The sequence below is a fragment of the Arthrobacter sp. 754 genome (assembly GCF_040548695.1).
GTDB lineage: Bacteria > Actinomycetota > Actinomycetes > Actinomycetales > Micrococcaceae > Arthrobacter.
Window position 1 is genome coordinate 220,235 of the sequence record NZ_JBEPSC010000003.1, and the last position, 15,707, is coordinate 235,941.

A 15,707-nucleotide genomic window follows, 5' to 3' on the forward strand; every position below is an offset into this window, starting at 1 on the left:
CGGCGTCTTGAGTAGGGCGTTGATGTTCTCGAGCTCTTGCGCTTGGTATGCGAAGGTAGCGAAATCGTCTGGTCGGTTGCCGATTTGGAAGGCAGACAAGCCCGGCGGCGTGGCGGCATTAATCCCGGAGTCAGCAGAGGCCGGGGCAACCATGCTGTCGCTCTTTCTCGTATCCTCTTTCAACGATCACTGGGGTCATTGCGAGTCGGGTGCTCTGCCGCTTATTGGAGTGTGATCACCAGGTGTCTGCGATGGTCGAAAAGTGAGCCATTTCGCGGCCGGGCGGAGTTCAGCGGTCGTTGCAACAATTTATGGTTCGGTCGCCGGTGAAGTCAGTCTAGCCAGGTGCTCTACGGGACTCTGCCAACCCAGGATTTCGCGTGGTCTGCGGTTGAGTTCAGCGGCGACCTTCGTGAGGTGTTCGGGGCTGTGGACGCCGAGGTCTGTTCCTTTCGGGAAGTACTGCCGGAGCAGGCCATTAGTGTTCTCGTTTGAGCCGCGCTGCCAGGGGCTCGCGGGATCACAGAAATAGACCGGAATCAGCGTCTGCCGCGTAAAACTCTGGTGGCAAGCCATTTCAGTCCCCTGATCCCAGGTCAAAGAACGGCGCAGGTGCGGCGGGAGCGGGTTCATCGAATCAGCTAGCCGATCGCGCAGATTCTCAGCACCACGGTTTCCTGCCAGGTGCACGAGGATGATGAAGCGAGTGGTCCGTTCGACCAGTGTGGCGATGGCCGAGCGGCCGCCCTTCCCAATTATTAGATCGCCCTCCCAATGCCCCGGTACTAGTCTGCCGATGACTTCCGCGGGCCTGTCCCGGATCATCACCATGTCCGGGAAACGCCTGGTCCGGTGCTCCTTTCGGCGGCGCGGCCGGCGGCCAGTCCGACCGCTGCGCAGCGAGACTGCAGGGTCCACGGCCAAATCCAGGCTTCCACGCCCATAGAGAGCTTGATAATCGGGCAGAAATCGCGGCTGGTCTTAGACGGGAGATAGGAGCGATCTTTTTGACGTCGCCGGACTTCAGAACAACTGAGTGGCCGTGCCGCCATCGAGTGCCGGAACTACGGCTGATTCCGACGATTCGGCACGCTTCGGAATTGCCCATTCCCTGTTTCATCAGCTGATCATAGTGAGCCCGTGCAGCGTTCTTTGGAGGGGCACCCCGTGACTTTCGTGGTCGTTTCATATCTGCCAGTTGCAACTCCTAAAAGCTCAGGTGTTGCAACGACCACTAGACGCCAAGCCGTCATAATGGCTCACTTTTCGACCGTCACCGACAGGGAGTCATGTCGCTTCCTTCCGCAGCTTCCATGAACCCGTGAGCTCATCTGCTCACTCCATGGAACACAACGGACGGAGCACCAATGTTTTTCGCAGCGGTGGACCCTGGGATCACCCCAAACGCGAGCTTTCCCTTCCTGGAATCGCTTAAACAGATCGGTGGCGGCATCCTCGTCGGCGCCTTCATCATCATTGCCATCGTGGCTATCATCGGCGCCGCGATGCTGCTGGCCGGCAAGCTTAGCCAGTCGTCACGCCTTGCCTCGGGCGGCGGCGTGATCCTCCTTTGGACCGGCCCGGTGGCAGCCATTCTCGGCGGCATCAACGGCTACATCCTCTGGTCGCAGACGGCCTTCCCGCTTGGGTTCTAGCTCATGCCTGTTGATTGCGACCTCAATGGATGGTGGCCGCCCGGATGCGGTTTGGTCTCCCAAGCGAACGACAACGCCCTGGGCGCAGTCACGTCCCTCTTCGCCAACATCCTCCAAAACATGGCGTCCTGGCTTTGGGCTTTCATTACTGGCGCCTTTTCTGTGTCGGACGTGGACGACTCCCAGTGGCTCTCCATTGAAGGGCTGACGAGCTGGTGGGTCGTCGTCATGATGACGCCGCTCGTCGTCGTGATGATCCTCCAGGTCCTGTCGGGCCTGATCAGCCAGCAGCCAAGGCGGATCGGCCGCGCGATTGTCGGTGGCGCTGCCGCCATTCCACTCGTCGGGGCTGCCGTGTATCTCGTCCGGCGACTGACGCGGGCGAGTGACTTAGCCTCAGCCGCGCTGCTCGAATCGATTGGTTCGGACCCATACCTCGTGTTCATGAGGCTTTTCGGATTTGAACGGGCACCAGAAGGAAGCGGTCGGGAATGGAACCTGGTCTCGCTGGCACCTGGGATGACAGGAGGCCCGGCCGGCGCCGTCGTCGTTACAGTGATGGCAGTTATTGTCGTGTGGATCCTTGCCTTCATCCTGATGTGCTCGATGATCTTCCGCTCCTTTGCACTCGTCGTGTTGGCAGCCGTGGCGCCGGTGGCCCTGATGCTGCTGCCCTGGGACAAGACAAAGTCCTGGGCACGCCGCTGGTGCGAGGTGGTCATTGCTTTGGTGTTGGCGAAACCCTTAGCCGGAACGGTCTTGGCCGTTGCAGTGAAGCTCTTTGCAGAGTCCAAGTCCTTTGCCGGATTGGCAGCCGGCACGGTGGGCATGGCACTTGCCTGCGGCGCACCTTTGATGGCCCTGCGCTTGGTGAGTTTCGCAGGCGGGGAACTCGCGGCAGCAGCCCAAACGGCCGGTGGCGGCCACGTCCTCTCCCGGAGCAGCAGCCTTGCGGCTCGCCAGATCAGTCGGCAGACAGGTGGTCGCCTGACGCTTGCGGGCCTAGTAAATCGATCCGCCATGACCCGGCCAATCAGCTCAAGCCGTAGCATCTTCCCGACACAAGCGTTGACACCCGCTGTCCCCTCCGGGGTGCCCTCACCCAAGGGTGACGGAGGCCAGTTGGCCCTGAGAACCGGGCAATCGATCGGAGCGCCGAACAGCGTGCACCCACCGGGGTCGCAGCAGGACTTAGTGCGCACAGAACCCCATAGCGCAAGCGGCACTGCCCCAGCACCTGCGCGGCAAACCCCGCCCGGAGACGCCGGATCGCGAGCGCATCCCAATGCAAGCGCACCTGCCCCTTCGAGGGTTCCGCCTCCGAAACCCCAACCACCAAGAATCAACCCTCCGAACGGAGGTACCCCACATGTCTGAGGATGCGCGTGCCCTTGAGGCCGTCAAATTCCCGAGATACGAGCGCCGCGGGTTCTTCCTCGGCCTCAAGTGGTACCAGCTGCTGATCGTTGCAGGAGGAGGGGCAGTTGCCATCGTGGCTTCTGCGAGCAGTGGGCCGGTTGGCCTTTTTTCCTCCGGACCCCTCTGGCTTGGGCTTATGCTGCTCGGGCTCCTCCAGTATTCCCGCATTCCTTATCCCGCATGGGCGAAACAGCTCGCTGTGTTCTTCTACCGGGCAGCGGCAGGACAAACACGGTTCCTTGCAAAGCCCGCGGCCCCGCGACTTGCTGGCCGGCTCGCTCTTCCGGGCGGTCTCGGCAATCTGGAGATTCGAACAACGGCAGGCGGTGAATGCTTCATGGTCGACCGCCACGGCAGGGAAGCAATCGCGGTGCTGCGCTGCAGCACGAGATCCTTTGCACTTCTGGATGCAGACGACAAAGCCTGGGCGGTCCAAGCGTGGTCACGTGTGCAAGCCGGCATGGCGCAGCGGCCAGGTGTGGCCAGGATCGCGGTCCAGGATTACACGGTGCCCTATCCTTCGTCGGCGCTCTGGGAGTTCTACAAAGACAACGCCATGCCGCCACAAGCTGGCGAGAAGGCGGTGTGGGGACAACGCGCGTATGAGGACTTGTTGGGCGCAGCCGGGTCGACCATGAGCCACGAACTCCTGGTCGCGGTAGTCCTGGACACAAGCAAGGCTCGTCGGCGGATCAAGGAGTCGGGCGGGGGTCAGACAGGCCTGGAACGCGTCCTGCGGCTGGAAGTTGACGCGATGAAAACGTCGCTCGGTACCCACAGCGTGAAGGTAGAGGAGTGGGTTGGTGAACCCGGACTGCTCAGCATCATCGGTGCCGCATTCGATCCCGCTGCTTTACCGGCCGCCAAAGCGCCGGCGGCGGCAGCACCGCCGTCGGACGAACCGGCAAGTAAGGCGATGGATACCCTCCACCGCCACGGCCCGATGGCCGTTGAGGAACACTGGACCTACCTGCGGACAGACACCGGGTTCCACCAAACCTTCTGGATTGCTGAATGGCCGCGCCAGAAAGTCTTTCCGGGCTTCCTGCACCCGCTGATCTACGTGGGCGAATTCCGACACACGTTCACGGAAGTCATACGGGCAGTGCCTACCGCTGAAGCCCTGCGTGACATCCGCTCCGCGCAGGAAGCGCACGAAACCCGCCGCCGCATCAACGCCCGCTTCGACAGGCCTCTCACCCGTGAGCAAAAGGCCGAGGAAGAAGAAGTGATCCAAAGGGAGGAAGAGATTGTCGCCGGCCATGGTGACGTCCGCCCGGCTGCCTACATCACCGTCACGGCGACCTCGCTGGAGGACTTGGCACGGCATCGCCAGGAACTTGAGTCCGCTGCCGCAGGAGCATTCGTTGAGCTCCGGCTTCTCTACGGACAGCAATGGGCCGCGTTTGTCGCGGGCGGCCTGCCGCTTGGAAGGGGACTGCGTTGAAGCAGGCAGTGAGAAGCTTCGAGTACCTACCGTCGGGAAAGAATCGGAAGGCACGACGGCGGCCGGCGCTGCCCGCTGAAGGGTGGCCGAGTGCATCGATAGGGGATAAGCGGCGCGACCCCCAGGGCTTGCCCCTCGCCGGAGACTGGGGGAGCAACGAGCCAAACTCCCTGCGGGGTCCGCATCGCTTGCGGCCCGCGCCCCACCGGGCATCAACCATGACGTTCGCGGCCGCCTACCCATTTCTTACAGAGTCGGGGCTGGGGCACGAGGGAACCTACATCGGCACCGACGTATTCGGATCCGGGGCCTTCTCCTACGATCCGTGGATCCTTTACGACAAGGGGATCATCAGCGGGCCTTCCATTGTTGTTATTGGGACAGTCGGCACAGGCAAGTCCATGTGCGGCAAGTCGCTCGTGACGCGGTCAATCACACTAGGGCGAAAGGCAGCCGTCGCGTCAGACCCCAAGGGCGAGTGGGTTGCAGTAGCGGAGGCTGTTGGTGGCAAGGTCATTTCCATCGGCCCGGGCCGCCCTGCAAGGGTGAATCCCCTCGACGCCGGTCCCCGCTCCAATGCCCTTACCGAGGCTCAATGGCAAGCGGTGGTGAGGCAGCGGCGTCGTTATCTCCTTGGGGCTTTGGTCTCGCTCATGCGGCAGGGCACGCCCCTTCGGCCCGTGGAGCACACAGCCTTGGACATCGCCCTTATGGAAACCATGGCCGAGAATTCAAACCCGACCCTGCCCATGGTGCTGGACCACCTCCTCAAACCGTCGAATGAGATGACCGCCCTGGTGGGAACTGACGGAGCAACCGCCGTGAGCCACTCCCTGAGGCGTACCGTATCCGGTGATCTCGAAGGCATGTTCGATGCTCCATCCACTGTGGCCTTCGACGCTGACGCACCCATGATGGTGATGGATACGTCAGCACTGATCGGAGCATCTGAACAGGCCCTCTCGCTGGCCGCGGCCTGTGGTGCCACGTGGTTGGAAGCGGCGATCACCAATCCCGACGGCGGTAAGCGGCTTGTGGTGTACGACGAGGGGTGGCGGATGCTCGCGGATCCGTACATGTTGGCAAAGATGAGCGAGCAGTGGCGGCTCGCCAGAACCTACGGGATCGCAAACCTGCTCATCATGCACAAGGTCGCCGACCTCAACGAGATCGGTGACAGCACGAGTGGACACAGACAGAAAGCACTGGGCCTGCTGACTGAGGCCGACACCAGGGTCATTTACCGGCAGAAGCACGACGCGATGCGCCTGACCAAGGAAGCGCTCGGCCTGACCGAAGCGGAGTGCGAGCATGTTGAGAACCTTCCGAAGGGCGTCGGGCTCTGGAAAGTGGGCAACCGCTCCTTCATCGTTGCCAATCGAGTGACCACTGACGAGCTTGCTGTTTTCGGGACAGACGACAGGATGCTGTGAGACGGCCAATGAGCTCGCGGGCGGCAAGCGACAATCCATTAGTCAGCGCTGGCCTTGTCAGCGCGGCAGCCTACATAGGTCTCTGCGCAGTGGTGCAGGCAGCAGCGCATGTCGCTGGCTCTTTGCAGTGCGGCACCATGCCGCCGTCGCCCTTCAACCCTGCCGCCGCCGTCGGACTAATCGCCAACAGAATGGAATGGATCATTGTTCGCCGGGCTGATTGTGTGCTTGGCACAGACAGCGTCTGGTGGGTTCTGGCCCCGGCTCTACTGCTGGTTGCTGCGCTCGCCGTCGGTGCGGTGGTTCTTTGGCGTCGATGGAAGCAATCGGGGGGTTGGCTGCGCCAAGACATCCTGAACCGCGACGGCGTTGCCCGCCGTGCGGAGATTCTTCACGACTTTGGGGCGAGGGCCGTGCGGAAACGAGGGAAGTTCACGCGTCCAGGACTCGCAGACCCTTCGGTGCAGGACCTGTCGTGGACGCTGGGCCGCTCACGGGGCGTCACCGTTCATGTCTCCACGGAGGAGTCGATGGTGATTCAGGGTGCGCCACGATCCGGCAAGGGCTTGTACGTCGTCATCAACGCCATTCTTGATGCGCCGGGGGCAGTCGTCACAACATCCACGCGTGCGGACAACCTCGTTGTGACGATGAAGGCGCGGGCTTCCGGTGGGCGACCCGTGACCGTCTTTGACCCACAGGGTATGTCGGGGATCCCGTCGTCGCTTCGCTGGTCGCCGGTACGCGGGTGCGAAGACCCTGACATTGCTACCCGGCGGGCGCTAGTTATCACGGCGGACACCGAAATGAAGGGCGAGAACGCTGCCTGGCAAAAGCGCTCGCTGATAGTTCTTCAGTGCCTGCTCCACGCTGCGGCGCTGTCTGGCGAGGGAGTGACGGCTTTCCGACGCTGGTCTTCCAGCCCGGTACTGGCGCGCGAAGCTCTCGAGGTGCTGGGCCAGCCGGGCGCGGCGCTGGGTTGGCAGGCCGACCTGATGGGCATCCTGGAGGACGACCCGCGGAATACGTCGAACTCGTGGATTGGGGTTTCGGCGGCGGTGGCGCCTCTGTCCTCGCCCAAGGTGCTGGCCGCGCTGAATCCGCAGGATGCGTCTGAAGAGTTCAGTCCGAAAGCCTTCATCCGGGAGCGGGGAACCCTGTACCTGATTGGCACTCGGGCTGGAGCCGCTGCCGCAGGGCCGTACTTGTCCGCGCTGATTGACGACATCGACAATGCAGCGCGGGAAATGGCCTTCGTATCGCCAGGAGGACGGCTGGAGCCACCTCTTTCCTTGATCCTCGACGAAATCGCCAACCTGGCCCCATGGCCCGGGCTGCCTGTGGCGCTGTCCGACGGCGGCGGTATCGGGATCTCAACGCTCGTCGTTTTGCAGTCGTTGTCCCAGGCCCGCTCGGGCTGGTCCATTGATGAGGCATCGACCATCTGGGACTCGGCGATCATCAAAGTGATCTTTGGCGGCGGATCTGACGAACGGGACCTGCGTTCGCTCGCCGGGTTGCTGGGGGAGAGGAGCCTCACCCTCACCACGCGGTCATGGTCTTCCGCTGGCCGGCAGGACGGGGAGCAGATACGGGAAAGTCCTGTGATTGCTCTGGACGAGATTCGGCGCCTGCCCGCTGGCACCGCGCTCATGCTTGGGCGGCGGACTCGACCGATCCTGCTCGATCTGCTCGAGTGGCACAAGCGTAAGGACGCAGGGGAGCTGCGCCGCTTGAAGGCGGAGATGGAGCGCATCTTGGCCGACGGGCACAGGGAGCGTCAGCAAAAGACAAAAGGGGCGCCGGATGCGCAGCCATGACGAGACCGAGGAGTTCGACGTTCCGTCTGCTGGCTCCTTCGGGGACGACGAGATCACCGCACAGTTGTTTCGATCCGCTTTTGGTGCTTCAACGGCTTCCAAGAGCGTGACCCGCCGATGGCGGGAAATGACACCGGAGCAGTCCCAGGAAGTCTGGGGTGCCCTTTTCGCCTGGGTGAGATGGCTCGTCGCGACCTATCAGCTGACGACGTCGGTCATTCCCGACTGCTGGTGGCGACACCCCGAGATTGTGGCCGAGTTGTATGCGCTTCACCGCGCCGAGCTTGCCTCCTACACCCAAGATGACCCGGGCTTCGGCCCTCTTGCCTTTCACGAAAGGCTCCCGCACGCCGTCGAACGCCTGCGGATGCACACCCGGACTGTCGGATGCGTTGGGCTGCAGGCACACAAGGAGCCTGCACTTCGAATCCTTTCTGGTGATGACCCTGACTTTGTTGAGTGGCGGAAGGCTGCTCATCAATTGGTTGCTAACTTCTGAGTCATGTCGCTCTTGAGGTGCTTAACCATGAACGGGTGTCTGCGCAGCGATGCTGCGGTCCAAGAAGCATGAAGGGTGGCTGTCGTGGCCGCTACACCTGAAGTTCCATCTACCATTTTGCCTGACCAGAGCTCTCCGGAAGCCAGCGTCGGCGCACGCCGTATGGCGCCCGAGGAGCGCATCGCCTCATTGATGGATGGTCTGCACTCGATCCTTGAGGAGGCGGTCGAGTCACCTTCACATTGGCAGGTTCTGCTCGACGCCTCAGCCAATTTGTGGCGGTACTCCGGCGGCAACGTCGCCTTGCTCATGATGCAGATGGCGCAGCGGGGCACGGACGAGCCGACGCTCGTCGCAGGGTACAAGGAATGGGAACGACACGGCCGCACTGTCCTTCGGGGCGAGCATGCCCTGTGGGTTATTGCTCCTCGGACTGCCCGTGTGCAGCAGATGCTGCTGCCCGACGGTACGCGCCAGCGCATTCCTCTGGGCGACAAACTTCCCAAGGGTGCTATCGACGAGGGGAAGAAAACCCTCATCACGGGTTGGCGCGGACAGGCAGTCTTCGACGTTTCGCAGACCCAGGGGGCTCCGCTGCTGGTTCCCCGGCTGAGTGATGCCCCGGCCATCGACGCGCCGCACCTATGGGAGTCGCTGGCTCGTGTTGCCCGCACGCATGGCTTCTCGATTGAGGTCGCCGATGCGCAGTTCGGGCTGACGAGCGGTTTCACCGACTTCGCGCAGCATCAGATTCAAGTAGGGGGCTGGCTGAATGCGGAGGAGCGGGTCGCCGTCCTGGCGCACGAGCTCGGTCATGTTTTGCTGCATGGGCCGGATGACAAGGTGGGAAAGCTGTACGGGAGCAGTGTGGACCACCGCGGCCTCGCCGAAGTCGAGGCCGAGTCTGTGGCGTACACGATCCTCAAGGCTCATGGCATCGACCGGGGTCCGCAGTCTGCAAGCTACCTGGCCGGCTGGGCTGATGCAGTGATTGAAGCGGAGCACTCAACCGCTGTGAACAACTCGTCTGCGAAGCAACCCGCCTCGCGGGTGGATATTGCGAAGTCAGTTTTAGGCCGCGTCACGGCGGTAAGCAAGGACATCCTCGAATCCACGAATCCGCCGGGTTTTGGCGGGAAGGTTCCCACTGCTGAAGTCTCGCCCCGGGTCCAGGGCGAGGACTCGTACGTTGCTCTGCAGCAGCCCGGCGGACCATCCCGAGGGTTGGAGATTTCCGGCCCGTAGGGCGGCCGCGAAGTGTTGGACGGGAGAAACCCGTCTGCGAAAGAAAGGGCAGAAGATATGAGTACCAAGATTCCGGTCAACATTGCCGGAAACCTCGTCGCGGACCCTGAGCTCACCTACGGTGAGTCCGGGGTAGCGCATACCAAACTGCGCGTAGCGGTGAACCAGCGGATTCAGGGAGCAGACGGAAGCTGGCACGACGGAGACCCGGTCTTCCACAACGTCTCCGCGTTCCGGGCGCTCGCAGAGAACGCTTCGAACTCCCTCAAGAAAGGGGACCCGGTAACGGTTTCGGGTGAACTCGAGTTCCGCGCGTTCGAAAAGGATGGTGAGCGACGGGAAGCCCGTCGGATTGTTGCTGAAACGATCGGTCCTGACCTTCGGTTCGGGACAGCCGCTTACCAGCGCTCCCCGCGGGCGGCAGCCGGCCCGGAAGCTGCGGTCGACGCGGGTCTGCAAGCGGCGCCTGAAGCGGCCCAACCTGCTTACAGCATCGCTACGAAAGGTCCCGTGGCAGTGCCCCCTTTAGGCGGGCCGGCGCGGGCTGACATAAGTATGTAGCTGACTGCTGCTGGAAGTGTGATGGTCTGGTCCTCAATGGGACCAGGCCATCACCTTGTCTACGCTCCGCATGTACGCTCAGACGCTTTCGGCCGCCGCTCTAAGACAGTCGACGGAATTGTCCAGGCTTCACCTGCACCAGGATCGGCAGCGCGAGCTGGACCGGTGGGGCGCCGACCGGCTTGTCGAGAAGATCGTTGATCGACGTCTGTCCTCTCCGCTCCCCTGAGGGATCTCTTTCCATGCCCACGACCCTAGGCACGACCGCGAGCCTTGCGTTTCTTCGACACGCGCGGCGCTACCCGATGATTACCTGAGCGTCGCCGGGATGGCTGCCAACTACAGCGCACTACTGCCCTTCCACTCATCAGGCTTTACACGCCTGATGCTCGAGGAATGCGCCCAACCCATGTGGTATTTGCCGGAAGTATCCAGCCACTCGATGAGGCCGTACTTGTGGGTCCACCCGACGGCTTTGCCGTAAATTCCGCTGACGTACACAAGCGGACGCCCATACTTCGGGAAATCTCGGATGGGTGCGGGGTCGTCTATCGGCCGGCTTGCTTCGGCGTCCATGCGAATCATCATTCGCTCGACATCTTCGGGGGAGCCGGACTTGATCATGGAGCTATTTTAGAACATATGTTCGAATGTATGAATCGACCGAGCGTCGTGACAGTAGTTGCCGCTTAGGGGTGCCGGCCCTCAGCGGGTGCCCAAGCTAAGCAGTCGGCGGCTCGAATGAAATACGCCTCTGGCCATGGTGTGCTGGGCATTACTTGAGTGGGGTCGGGGGCGATGAGCAGGACGGATCCTGGCCATAGTGGTTCGGGTAATGCTTCTATCCAGGCATGCTGAACGTGGTTGAAGCGGTTCCACATGATGGTGACCCACGCGCCCGTGGGTTGCACCGCGTCGACGCTGAGGAGGGTCACCTCTGCCGTGGTCCCGCTGGCCAGCTTAGCGTTGTCAAAGGATCGCCATTTGTTTGCTGCGTTAGCCAGCCAGGTCCGCCGTCGGGCGGATCTTTTCCCCCATAACAGCGCCAGCACTAGAACAGTTGCCAGCAACAAGCTGCCAACGATGACCTTCATGACGAGAGGAAGTTCCGTGGCGGTCAAGGCTATGAATGAGAGGGCAAAGACTATGAAGACAACCGCGCTGGCTATCACTAGTCCGGTTGTCGCTACCTTGGGTCTTACCGCCGGATTGACGACCATTCGCATTACCTCCTTACCAAGATTAGAGCTGCCAGCCGGCACTTGTAAGGACGACTTGCTGAGAAATGGCTGAATCCACAGGTGAGTCATCTAGCTGGGCGGTGCCACGGCGACGAGCATTGTTGATTGCTGCACTGATTCGTTCACGCTGGCCCCATTGTTCCCATTCGTAATCCGCCGGAGGCGGGCCCAGGGGGAGGGGAGAGTCCGGCAGCGCCCACCTGTCGCGAAAGACGGCAACGTCACGGACCAGCTGCCAGGTTTCGCCGCTGGTGCCTTCTCCGACGGCTTCGAGCAAAGCACGTTTCCACTCAGGATCGGCTGTCAGCGCTGCCATGCTCACGGTCTCCGTCCTTTGGGAGATACGTTCCTTGACCTGATGAATCATCGCCGCTAAGTCAGGGCGTGGAATGGTGAGCTTTTCAACCAGAGGTTCCTCAACCGCCGTCGTCCTTCCCTTCATGAATCGGCGTAAGCGCATGCTGAGGACAGCGCAGCGATCATTGGCACTGCTAGTTTCCTGGCGGAACTGGTTCAGCATGCGTTCGGTACCCTGCCGGCTGACGGCTGTGGCTTTCCGCCATGCCGCGACAGCTGCGCCCCACGACGGAGATTGTTCGAATTCCTGCGAGGCGCCGGGGGCATTTTCGTCCAGCCACTGTTTTAGATCCAGCCCTGCCGCGATCTGCGCGAGATAGTCATACTCCGCGTAAAGCCGCTCAAGGCTGTCCGCCTTCCTCCGCTCCGCGTCACGCATCTCGTGGGCGGTACGCTCAGCGCCTTCCGCAGCGAGTACCTCGGCGAGGATGCCCCGCCATGAGAGCTGCAGTGATGGATCGACAGCAGGGTGGTCGGCGTCGTCACCTTCGCTGACGTAGGCAAAGTTGCCGGAACGGCCACGCGTCATGCTCACATACAGCAGCTCGCGGGTCAGCCGGCCCTGAGTGACTACCGTGTGGCCGGTGTCCACGGTAATGCCCTGGGAACGGTGGGCTGTTGTTGCATAGCCCAGCTCGACGGATGACTCCAGATACGCTCCGGGGAGTAGGACACTCGCGCCTGTGTCCCGCCGCCGCGCCAGCAGCCAGCTGTCGCGACAGTTGACCTGTTCGACGTCGAACAGCGTGCCATTCCTCACGAAGCTACCGTCGCTGTCGACGAGCTTTCGGTTATTTCCGCGGGTGATGATGGCGTCACCGGAACCGGCACGTAGGCCATCGCTGAGGAGCACCGTCTGATCGGGGTCCACTTCACCCTGGGCCACGCGGTCCGCCTGCGCCCGTTCATTGAGCATGCCGACCGTTTCATTGTCGGCGGCAATGAGGATGGATGACTTGCCTGCTCGGGCATCTGCCTGCCAGGCGAGGTAGGCCTGGTCAGCCATATTCAGGTAGGTGCCGTGCCGGATCCTTCCATGGTGCGCGTAGTCGGCTACGGCTGAGTAGTCACCCTTCCGAAGCTTCAGCGATGCTGTACGCTCCCACTCCTCATGGAATCTCCAGATCGTGCTCAGCCGTGTTGCCTTACCCTGCCGGTCCAACCAGCCAAGTACACCGCCGGCGTCGATGGCGTCCAGCTGTCCCGGGTCTCCCACAAGGAGGATCTTGGCGCCGGCGTCCTGAGCTTGCTGTACGAGCGCAGCGAGCTGGAAAGTCGAGACCATCGAAGCCTCATCGATGATGACCAGCTGATTCCTATGGAAGCACCATCGTTGCTGGGTGGCAGCGAGCCACGCAGCCTCCTGCGCTAACTTGATGCCCCGGCGCTCGCCGGCAGGGGCCGTGGTCAGTTGCGACTGCACATCGAAGAAGCGCCAGGCCCTTGAATTAGCCCCCTGGCCGGCCGACTCGTGCAGCCATTTCGCGACGTTCTCCGTAGCCATCGCTAATTCTCGGCCCAGCACTTCGGCGCTGGCAGCTGCCGGGGCGAGTCCTACAACGCTGCCGGCGCCGTACTCGGCTTCCCATGCTGCCTTCACTGCACTCAATGTTGTCGTCTTTCCCGTGCCCGCTGGCCCCACGATGGCATCGAGGCGGTTGCCGCTCAGGACGACGTCGGCAACGGCGGCTCGCTGATCAGAGTGAAGCACTCGGCTCTCTGGCTGTTGGACTTGGTCAAGGAGATCCATGATGACGTCGGCGCGGAGTGCCGGGCCGCCGTCGTCGTCCCTTGCTTCCATGACCGCGTCCTCGCAGGCGAGCGTGGACGTATCGGTGTAGAGGCGTGACCCGTGAAAGTCGAAGACGCTTCGTGGCCCATGCTGGACGTCTGCCTCGGCGTGGGCCGGGACGGTGTACCGGTAATCATTCAGAGGCACGGATTGCTGCTCGGCTGCGGTGGCGATGGCGTCCATGAGCGTGCTCCTGTCCGCCGCCGTGCGGCAACGCACCTGGGCACAGACGCGTTCGGCTTCCGCCAATAGATTCCAGCGGTTCCAGGTTGAGCGTTTGTGAGCGACCCGCTCACGGGTCAGGGTGGCGACCGCGGTGATCCAGTCAGGGGTCAAATCAGTGAAGGCAAATGGGGCAATTCTGGAGCGGTTGATCGTTGCCGCGATGACGTCGTCCGGTGTGAATCCTTTGGCGGAGGCGCGTGCCTTCCATTCACTGGATAGCTCGTGCAGGGGAGTGGGGAGCTCGGACTTGGGAACGCGTGTGGCCAGGGTCGCTTGCTGCCGCAGCTTGATGACCGTCGCTGTGGTTGGCGGATGGCCGTGTTCCTCTGTCCACTCCGCGACGAGGCGGTCTGTTTCCACGTTGATCAGCCGGGACCGGTTGGAGAACTCGCGGATGAGGTCCTCATCGATCCCGGTGAGCTGCTGGCTGGGATTGCCCGTGTTGATGACGGGGATGCGGATGTCCGTGTCGCTGCCAAGGCGGCAGTGGAGAGCGTCGAATAGGAGTCCGTTGTAGTGTTCGCTGGCGGCGACGGCGGCTTTGTACAGGGTGCGGGAGTCGAGGGTCGCCCAGGCGCCGTCGGTGATGCGTTGAATGCGGTTGGCGATGACCAGGTGGGTGTGGAGTTGAGGGTCGCCGGTGCGGGATTCCCAATGGTCGAAGGCGGCGGCGATGGCTCCCTGTGTGCCGACGTGGGCGACGCCGTTTCGTCCGGCGCGAGTGTGGATGACTTGCTCTTCCAACCGTGCAAGGGTTGCTTCCACTGCTTCGTGGTGCACGCGGAGGATCAGCTCTTGCGTGCTGCGAGGGCTGAGTGCCCAGAGGACTGACACTGACTTCGGCACGCTGAAGGTCAGGTCGAAACCAACGACGGCGTGCCTCACCACTGGTGGGCCGGTTTTGTTTTCGACGGCGGTGGGTTGGCTGTGGGGGCGGCCCAGTGGTGCGTTGGTGTCCGGATGTACGGCTAAGTCGAAGACTGCTTTCGCATCTGTTTCCGTGACGACGTCGCTGGCCGCTCTGTTGATGCCTGGCAGTCCGCTGCCGATCCAACGGCCTTCAGGCGTCCCGGCCTTCATGTAGTAGGTGGTGGCGTCCGGGGGAGCGGCGGTGAGGTCATCCGTCATCGTGGTCTTGAACAGGTAGCGCAGACCTGATTGTGCCGAGAGGCGCGCGATGGACATCGTCATGGCCGCGCCGCTCTTGCCTGGCGCTTGGATGGATGCCATCCGCGTCGGTTGAGGATGTCCAGCGTTGCGGTGTCTAGGGCGACACCTTTTGCGTTCGCGACCGAGACCAGCCAGGCTGCGAGATGCGCGAGGTCCTGCACGTTGGTCCGCTGCGCGCGCTTCAGCCGGGCTACTTCGAGCTGGAGGACATTGTTGCTTTGACGCTGCTCGGAGTTCTCCGCCTCGAGCCGATCAATCTCACAGGACTGGGAGCGGAGCTTGGACTGGAGAATCTCGACACGGCGCTGGCAGATCTTCGTGCTCGTTTCCAGCTTGCGCTGCAATGCCTTCAGCTCGTCCTTGATAACTATGGCTCCGGAGTCAGCCGCTACCGGCACGGCAGGACGGCGGGCAGTTCGACGCATCCTGTCCCGCTTCCTGTTGCCGCAGCGCGTGGAACAGAAGCGCTGACTTTTGCGGGAAGACTTGAAGCTGCCCGTGCACTCTTCGCAAATCTTGACGGTCACGATGGTTCATCAGTCCGGGGCCGGGTTTCGACATGACCGGACGTGAGCTGTCCTCACGCTTATGACCTTGGATGCCAGAGGTGTGAGCAGTTGACCTGTGATGGGCAGGTGGGGGTCTGCAACAACTGTGGCATCGGTATCGACGCTGGGCGTGTGGAGGATGAGGCGGACCGCTGAATAGCCCCACACAGCTCGTGGTACTGCTGCCGCAGATTCGAGGACAGGCAAGGCTCGGACAGGCGGAGGCCGCGCAGCTTGGATTCTTAATTGTCCAGACGCGATCTGGACAATTGCGCAACACGCTGTTGCACAATTG

General features: G+C 62.3%; 12 protein-coding genes and 1 pseudogene. 8 read left to right on the forward strand and 5 right to left on the reverse strand.

Annotated elements, in window-relative coordinates:
* Positions 1-309: 309 nt before the first annotated feature.
* Positions 310-957: pseudogene (locus tag ABIA70_RS10460) on the reverse strand (IS30 family transposase); the annotation flags it as partial.
* A 410-nt stretch (positions 958-1,367) separates the two neighbouring features.
* Here ABIA70_RS10460 and ABIA70_RS10465 point away from each other — a divergent pair.
* The 8 genes from ABIA70_RS10465 to ABIA70_RS10500 all read left to right on the forward strand — a co-directional run bounded on the left by ABIA70_RS10465 (position 1,368) and on the right by ABIA70_RS10500 (position 10,079).
* A complete protein-coding gene (locus tag ABIA70_RS10465; RefSeq protein WP_056084497.1) occupies positions 1,368-1,655 on the forward strand; it encodes a hypothetical protein in 288 nt (95 codons plus the stop codon).
* A gap of 51 nt (positions 1,656-1,706) precedes the next feature.
* Positions 1,707-3,032, forward strand: coding sequence for a type IV secretion system protein (locus ABIA70_RS10470; protein ID WP_354147532.1), 1,326 nt, complete (start codon positions 1,707-1,709; stop codon positions 3,030-3,032).
* Positions 3,025-4,521 (forward strand): SCO6880 family protein, encoded by a 1,497-nt coding sequence (locus tag ABIA70_RS10475; protein ID WP_354147533.1) that lies wholly within the window; start codon positions 3,025-3,027, stop codon positions 4,519-4,521. Before ABIA70_RS10470 ends, ABIA70_RS10475 begins: the two co-directional genes overlap by 8 nt.
* Before the next feature lie 218 nt (positions 4,522-4,739).
* On the forward strand, positions 4,740-5,954 hold the full coding sequence (locus ABIA70_RS10480; RefSeq protein ID WP_354147534.1) for a putative type IV secretion/conjugal transfer ATPase: 1,215 nt from the start codon (positions 4,740-4,742) through the stop codon (positions 5,952-5,954).
* A gap of 191 nt (positions 5,955-6,145) precedes the next feature.
* The gene (locus ABIA70_RS10485) at positions 6,146-7,774 is read left to right on the forward strand and encodes a type IV secretory system conjugative DNA transfer family protein (RefSeq protein WP_354147535.1); all 1,629 of its coding nucleotides are present in this window, start codon (positions 6,146-6,148) and stop codon (positions 7,772-7,774) included.
* The gene (locus ABIA70_RS10490; protein WP_354147536.1) at positions 7,761-8,273 is read left to right on the forward strand and encodes a hypothetical protein; all 513 of its coding nucleotides are present in this window, start codon (positions 7,761-7,763) and stop codon (positions 8,271-8,273) included. The genes ABIA70_RS10485 and ABIA70_RS10490 overlap by 14 nt, the downstream gene beginning before the upstream one ends.
* An 84-nt stretch (positions 8,274-8,357) precedes the next feature.
* The gene (locus ABIA70_RS10495; protein ID WP_354147537.1) at positions 8,358-9,518 is read left to right on the forward strand and encodes an ArdC-like ssDNA-binding domain-containing protein; all 1,161 of its coding nucleotides are present in this window, start codon (positions 8,358-8,360) and stop codon (positions 9,516-9,518) included.
* A 57-nt stretch (positions 9,519-9,575) separates the two neighbouring features.
* On the forward strand, positions 9,576-10,079 hold the full coding sequence (locus ABIA70_RS10500) for a single-stranded DNA-binding protein (RefSeq protein WP_354147538.1): 504 nt from the start codon (positions 9,576-9,578) through the stop codon (positions 10,077-10,079).
* A 339-nt stretch (positions 10,080-10,418) separates the two neighbouring features.
* Here ABIA70_RS10500 and ABIA70_RS10505 read toward each other — a convergent pair whose 3' ends face one another.
* From ABIA70_RS10505 to ABIA70_RS10520, 4 genes are all read right to left on the reverse strand, one after another.
* A complete protein-coding gene (locus tag ABIA70_RS10505) occupies positions 10,419-10,703 on the reverse strand; it encodes a hypothetical protein (protein WP_354147539.1) in 285 nt (94 codons plus the stop codon).
* 65 nt (positions 10,704-10,768) lie between these two features.
* Positions 10,769-11,299 (reverse strand): hypothetical protein, encoded by a 531-nt coding sequence (locus tag ABIA70_RS10510; RefSeq protein WP_354147540.1) that lies wholly within the window; start codon positions 11,297-11,299, stop codon positions 10,769-10,771.
* Positions 11,300-11,321: 22 nt separating this feature from the next.
* On the reverse strand, positions 11,322-14,924 hold the full coding sequence (mobF, locus tag ABIA70_RS10515) for a MobF family relaxase (protein ID WP_354147541.1): 3,603 nt from the start codon (positions 14,922-14,924) through the stop codon (positions 11,322-11,324).
* Positions 14,882-15,289 carry a hypothetical protein gene (locus tag ABIA70_RS10520; RefSeq protein WP_354147542.1) on the reverse strand — a complete coding sequence of 136 codons (408 nt, stop codon included), beginning with the start codon at positions 15,287-15,289 and terminating at the stop codon, positions 14,882-14,884. The genes mobF and ABIA70_RS10520 overlap by 43 nt, the downstream gene beginning before the upstream one ends.
* Positions 15,290-15,707 lie beyond the last annotated feature (418 nt).

What these genes read in the sequence shown, in the direction of transcription:
- ABIA70_RS10480 (WP_354147534.1), top strand. Translation starts at nt 4,740, where the DNA reads ATGACGTTCGCGGCCGCCTACCCATTTCTTACAGAGTCGGGGCTGGGG.
- ABIA70_RS10500 (WP_354147538.1), top strand. Translation starts at nt 9,576, where the DNA reads ATGAGTACCAAGATTCCGGTCAACATTGCCGGAAACCTCGTCGCGGAC.
- ABIA70_RS10475 (WP_354147533.1), top strand. Translation starts at nt 3,025, where the DNA reads ATGTCTGAGGATGCGCGTGCCCTTGAGGCCGTCAAATTCCCGAGATAC.
- mobF (WP_354147541.1), bottom strand. Translation starts at nt 14,924, where the DNA reads ATGGCATCCATCCAAGCGCCAGGCAAGAGCGGCGCGGCCATGACGATG.
- ABIA70_RS10485 (WP_354147535.1), top strand. Translation starts at nt 6,146, where the DNA reads ATGGAATGGATCATTGTTCGCCGGGCTGATTGTGTGCTTGGCACAGAC.
- ABIA70_RS10505 (WP_354147539.1), bottom strand. Translation starts at nt 10,703, where the DNA reads ATGATCAAGTCCGGCTCCCCCGAAGATGTCGAGCGAATGATGATTCGC.
- ABIA70_RS10490 (WP_354147536.1), top strand. Translation starts at nt 7,761, where the DNA reads ATGCGCAGCCATGACGAGACCGAGGAGTTCGACGTTCCGTCTGCTGGC.
- ABIA70_RS10520 (WP_354147542.1), bottom strand. Translation starts at nt 15,289, where the DNA reads ATGCGTCGAACTGCCCGCCGTCCTGCCGTGCCGGTAGCGGCTGACTCC.
- ABIA70_RS10465 (WP_056084497.1), top strand. Translation starts at nt 1,368, where the DNA reads ATGTTTTTCGCAGCGGTGGACCCTGGGATCACCCCAAACGCGAGCTTT.
- ABIA70_RS10510 (WP_354147540.1), bottom strand. Translation starts at nt 11,299, where the DNA reads ATGGTCGTCAATCCGGCGGTAAGACCCAAGGTAGCGACAACCGGACTA.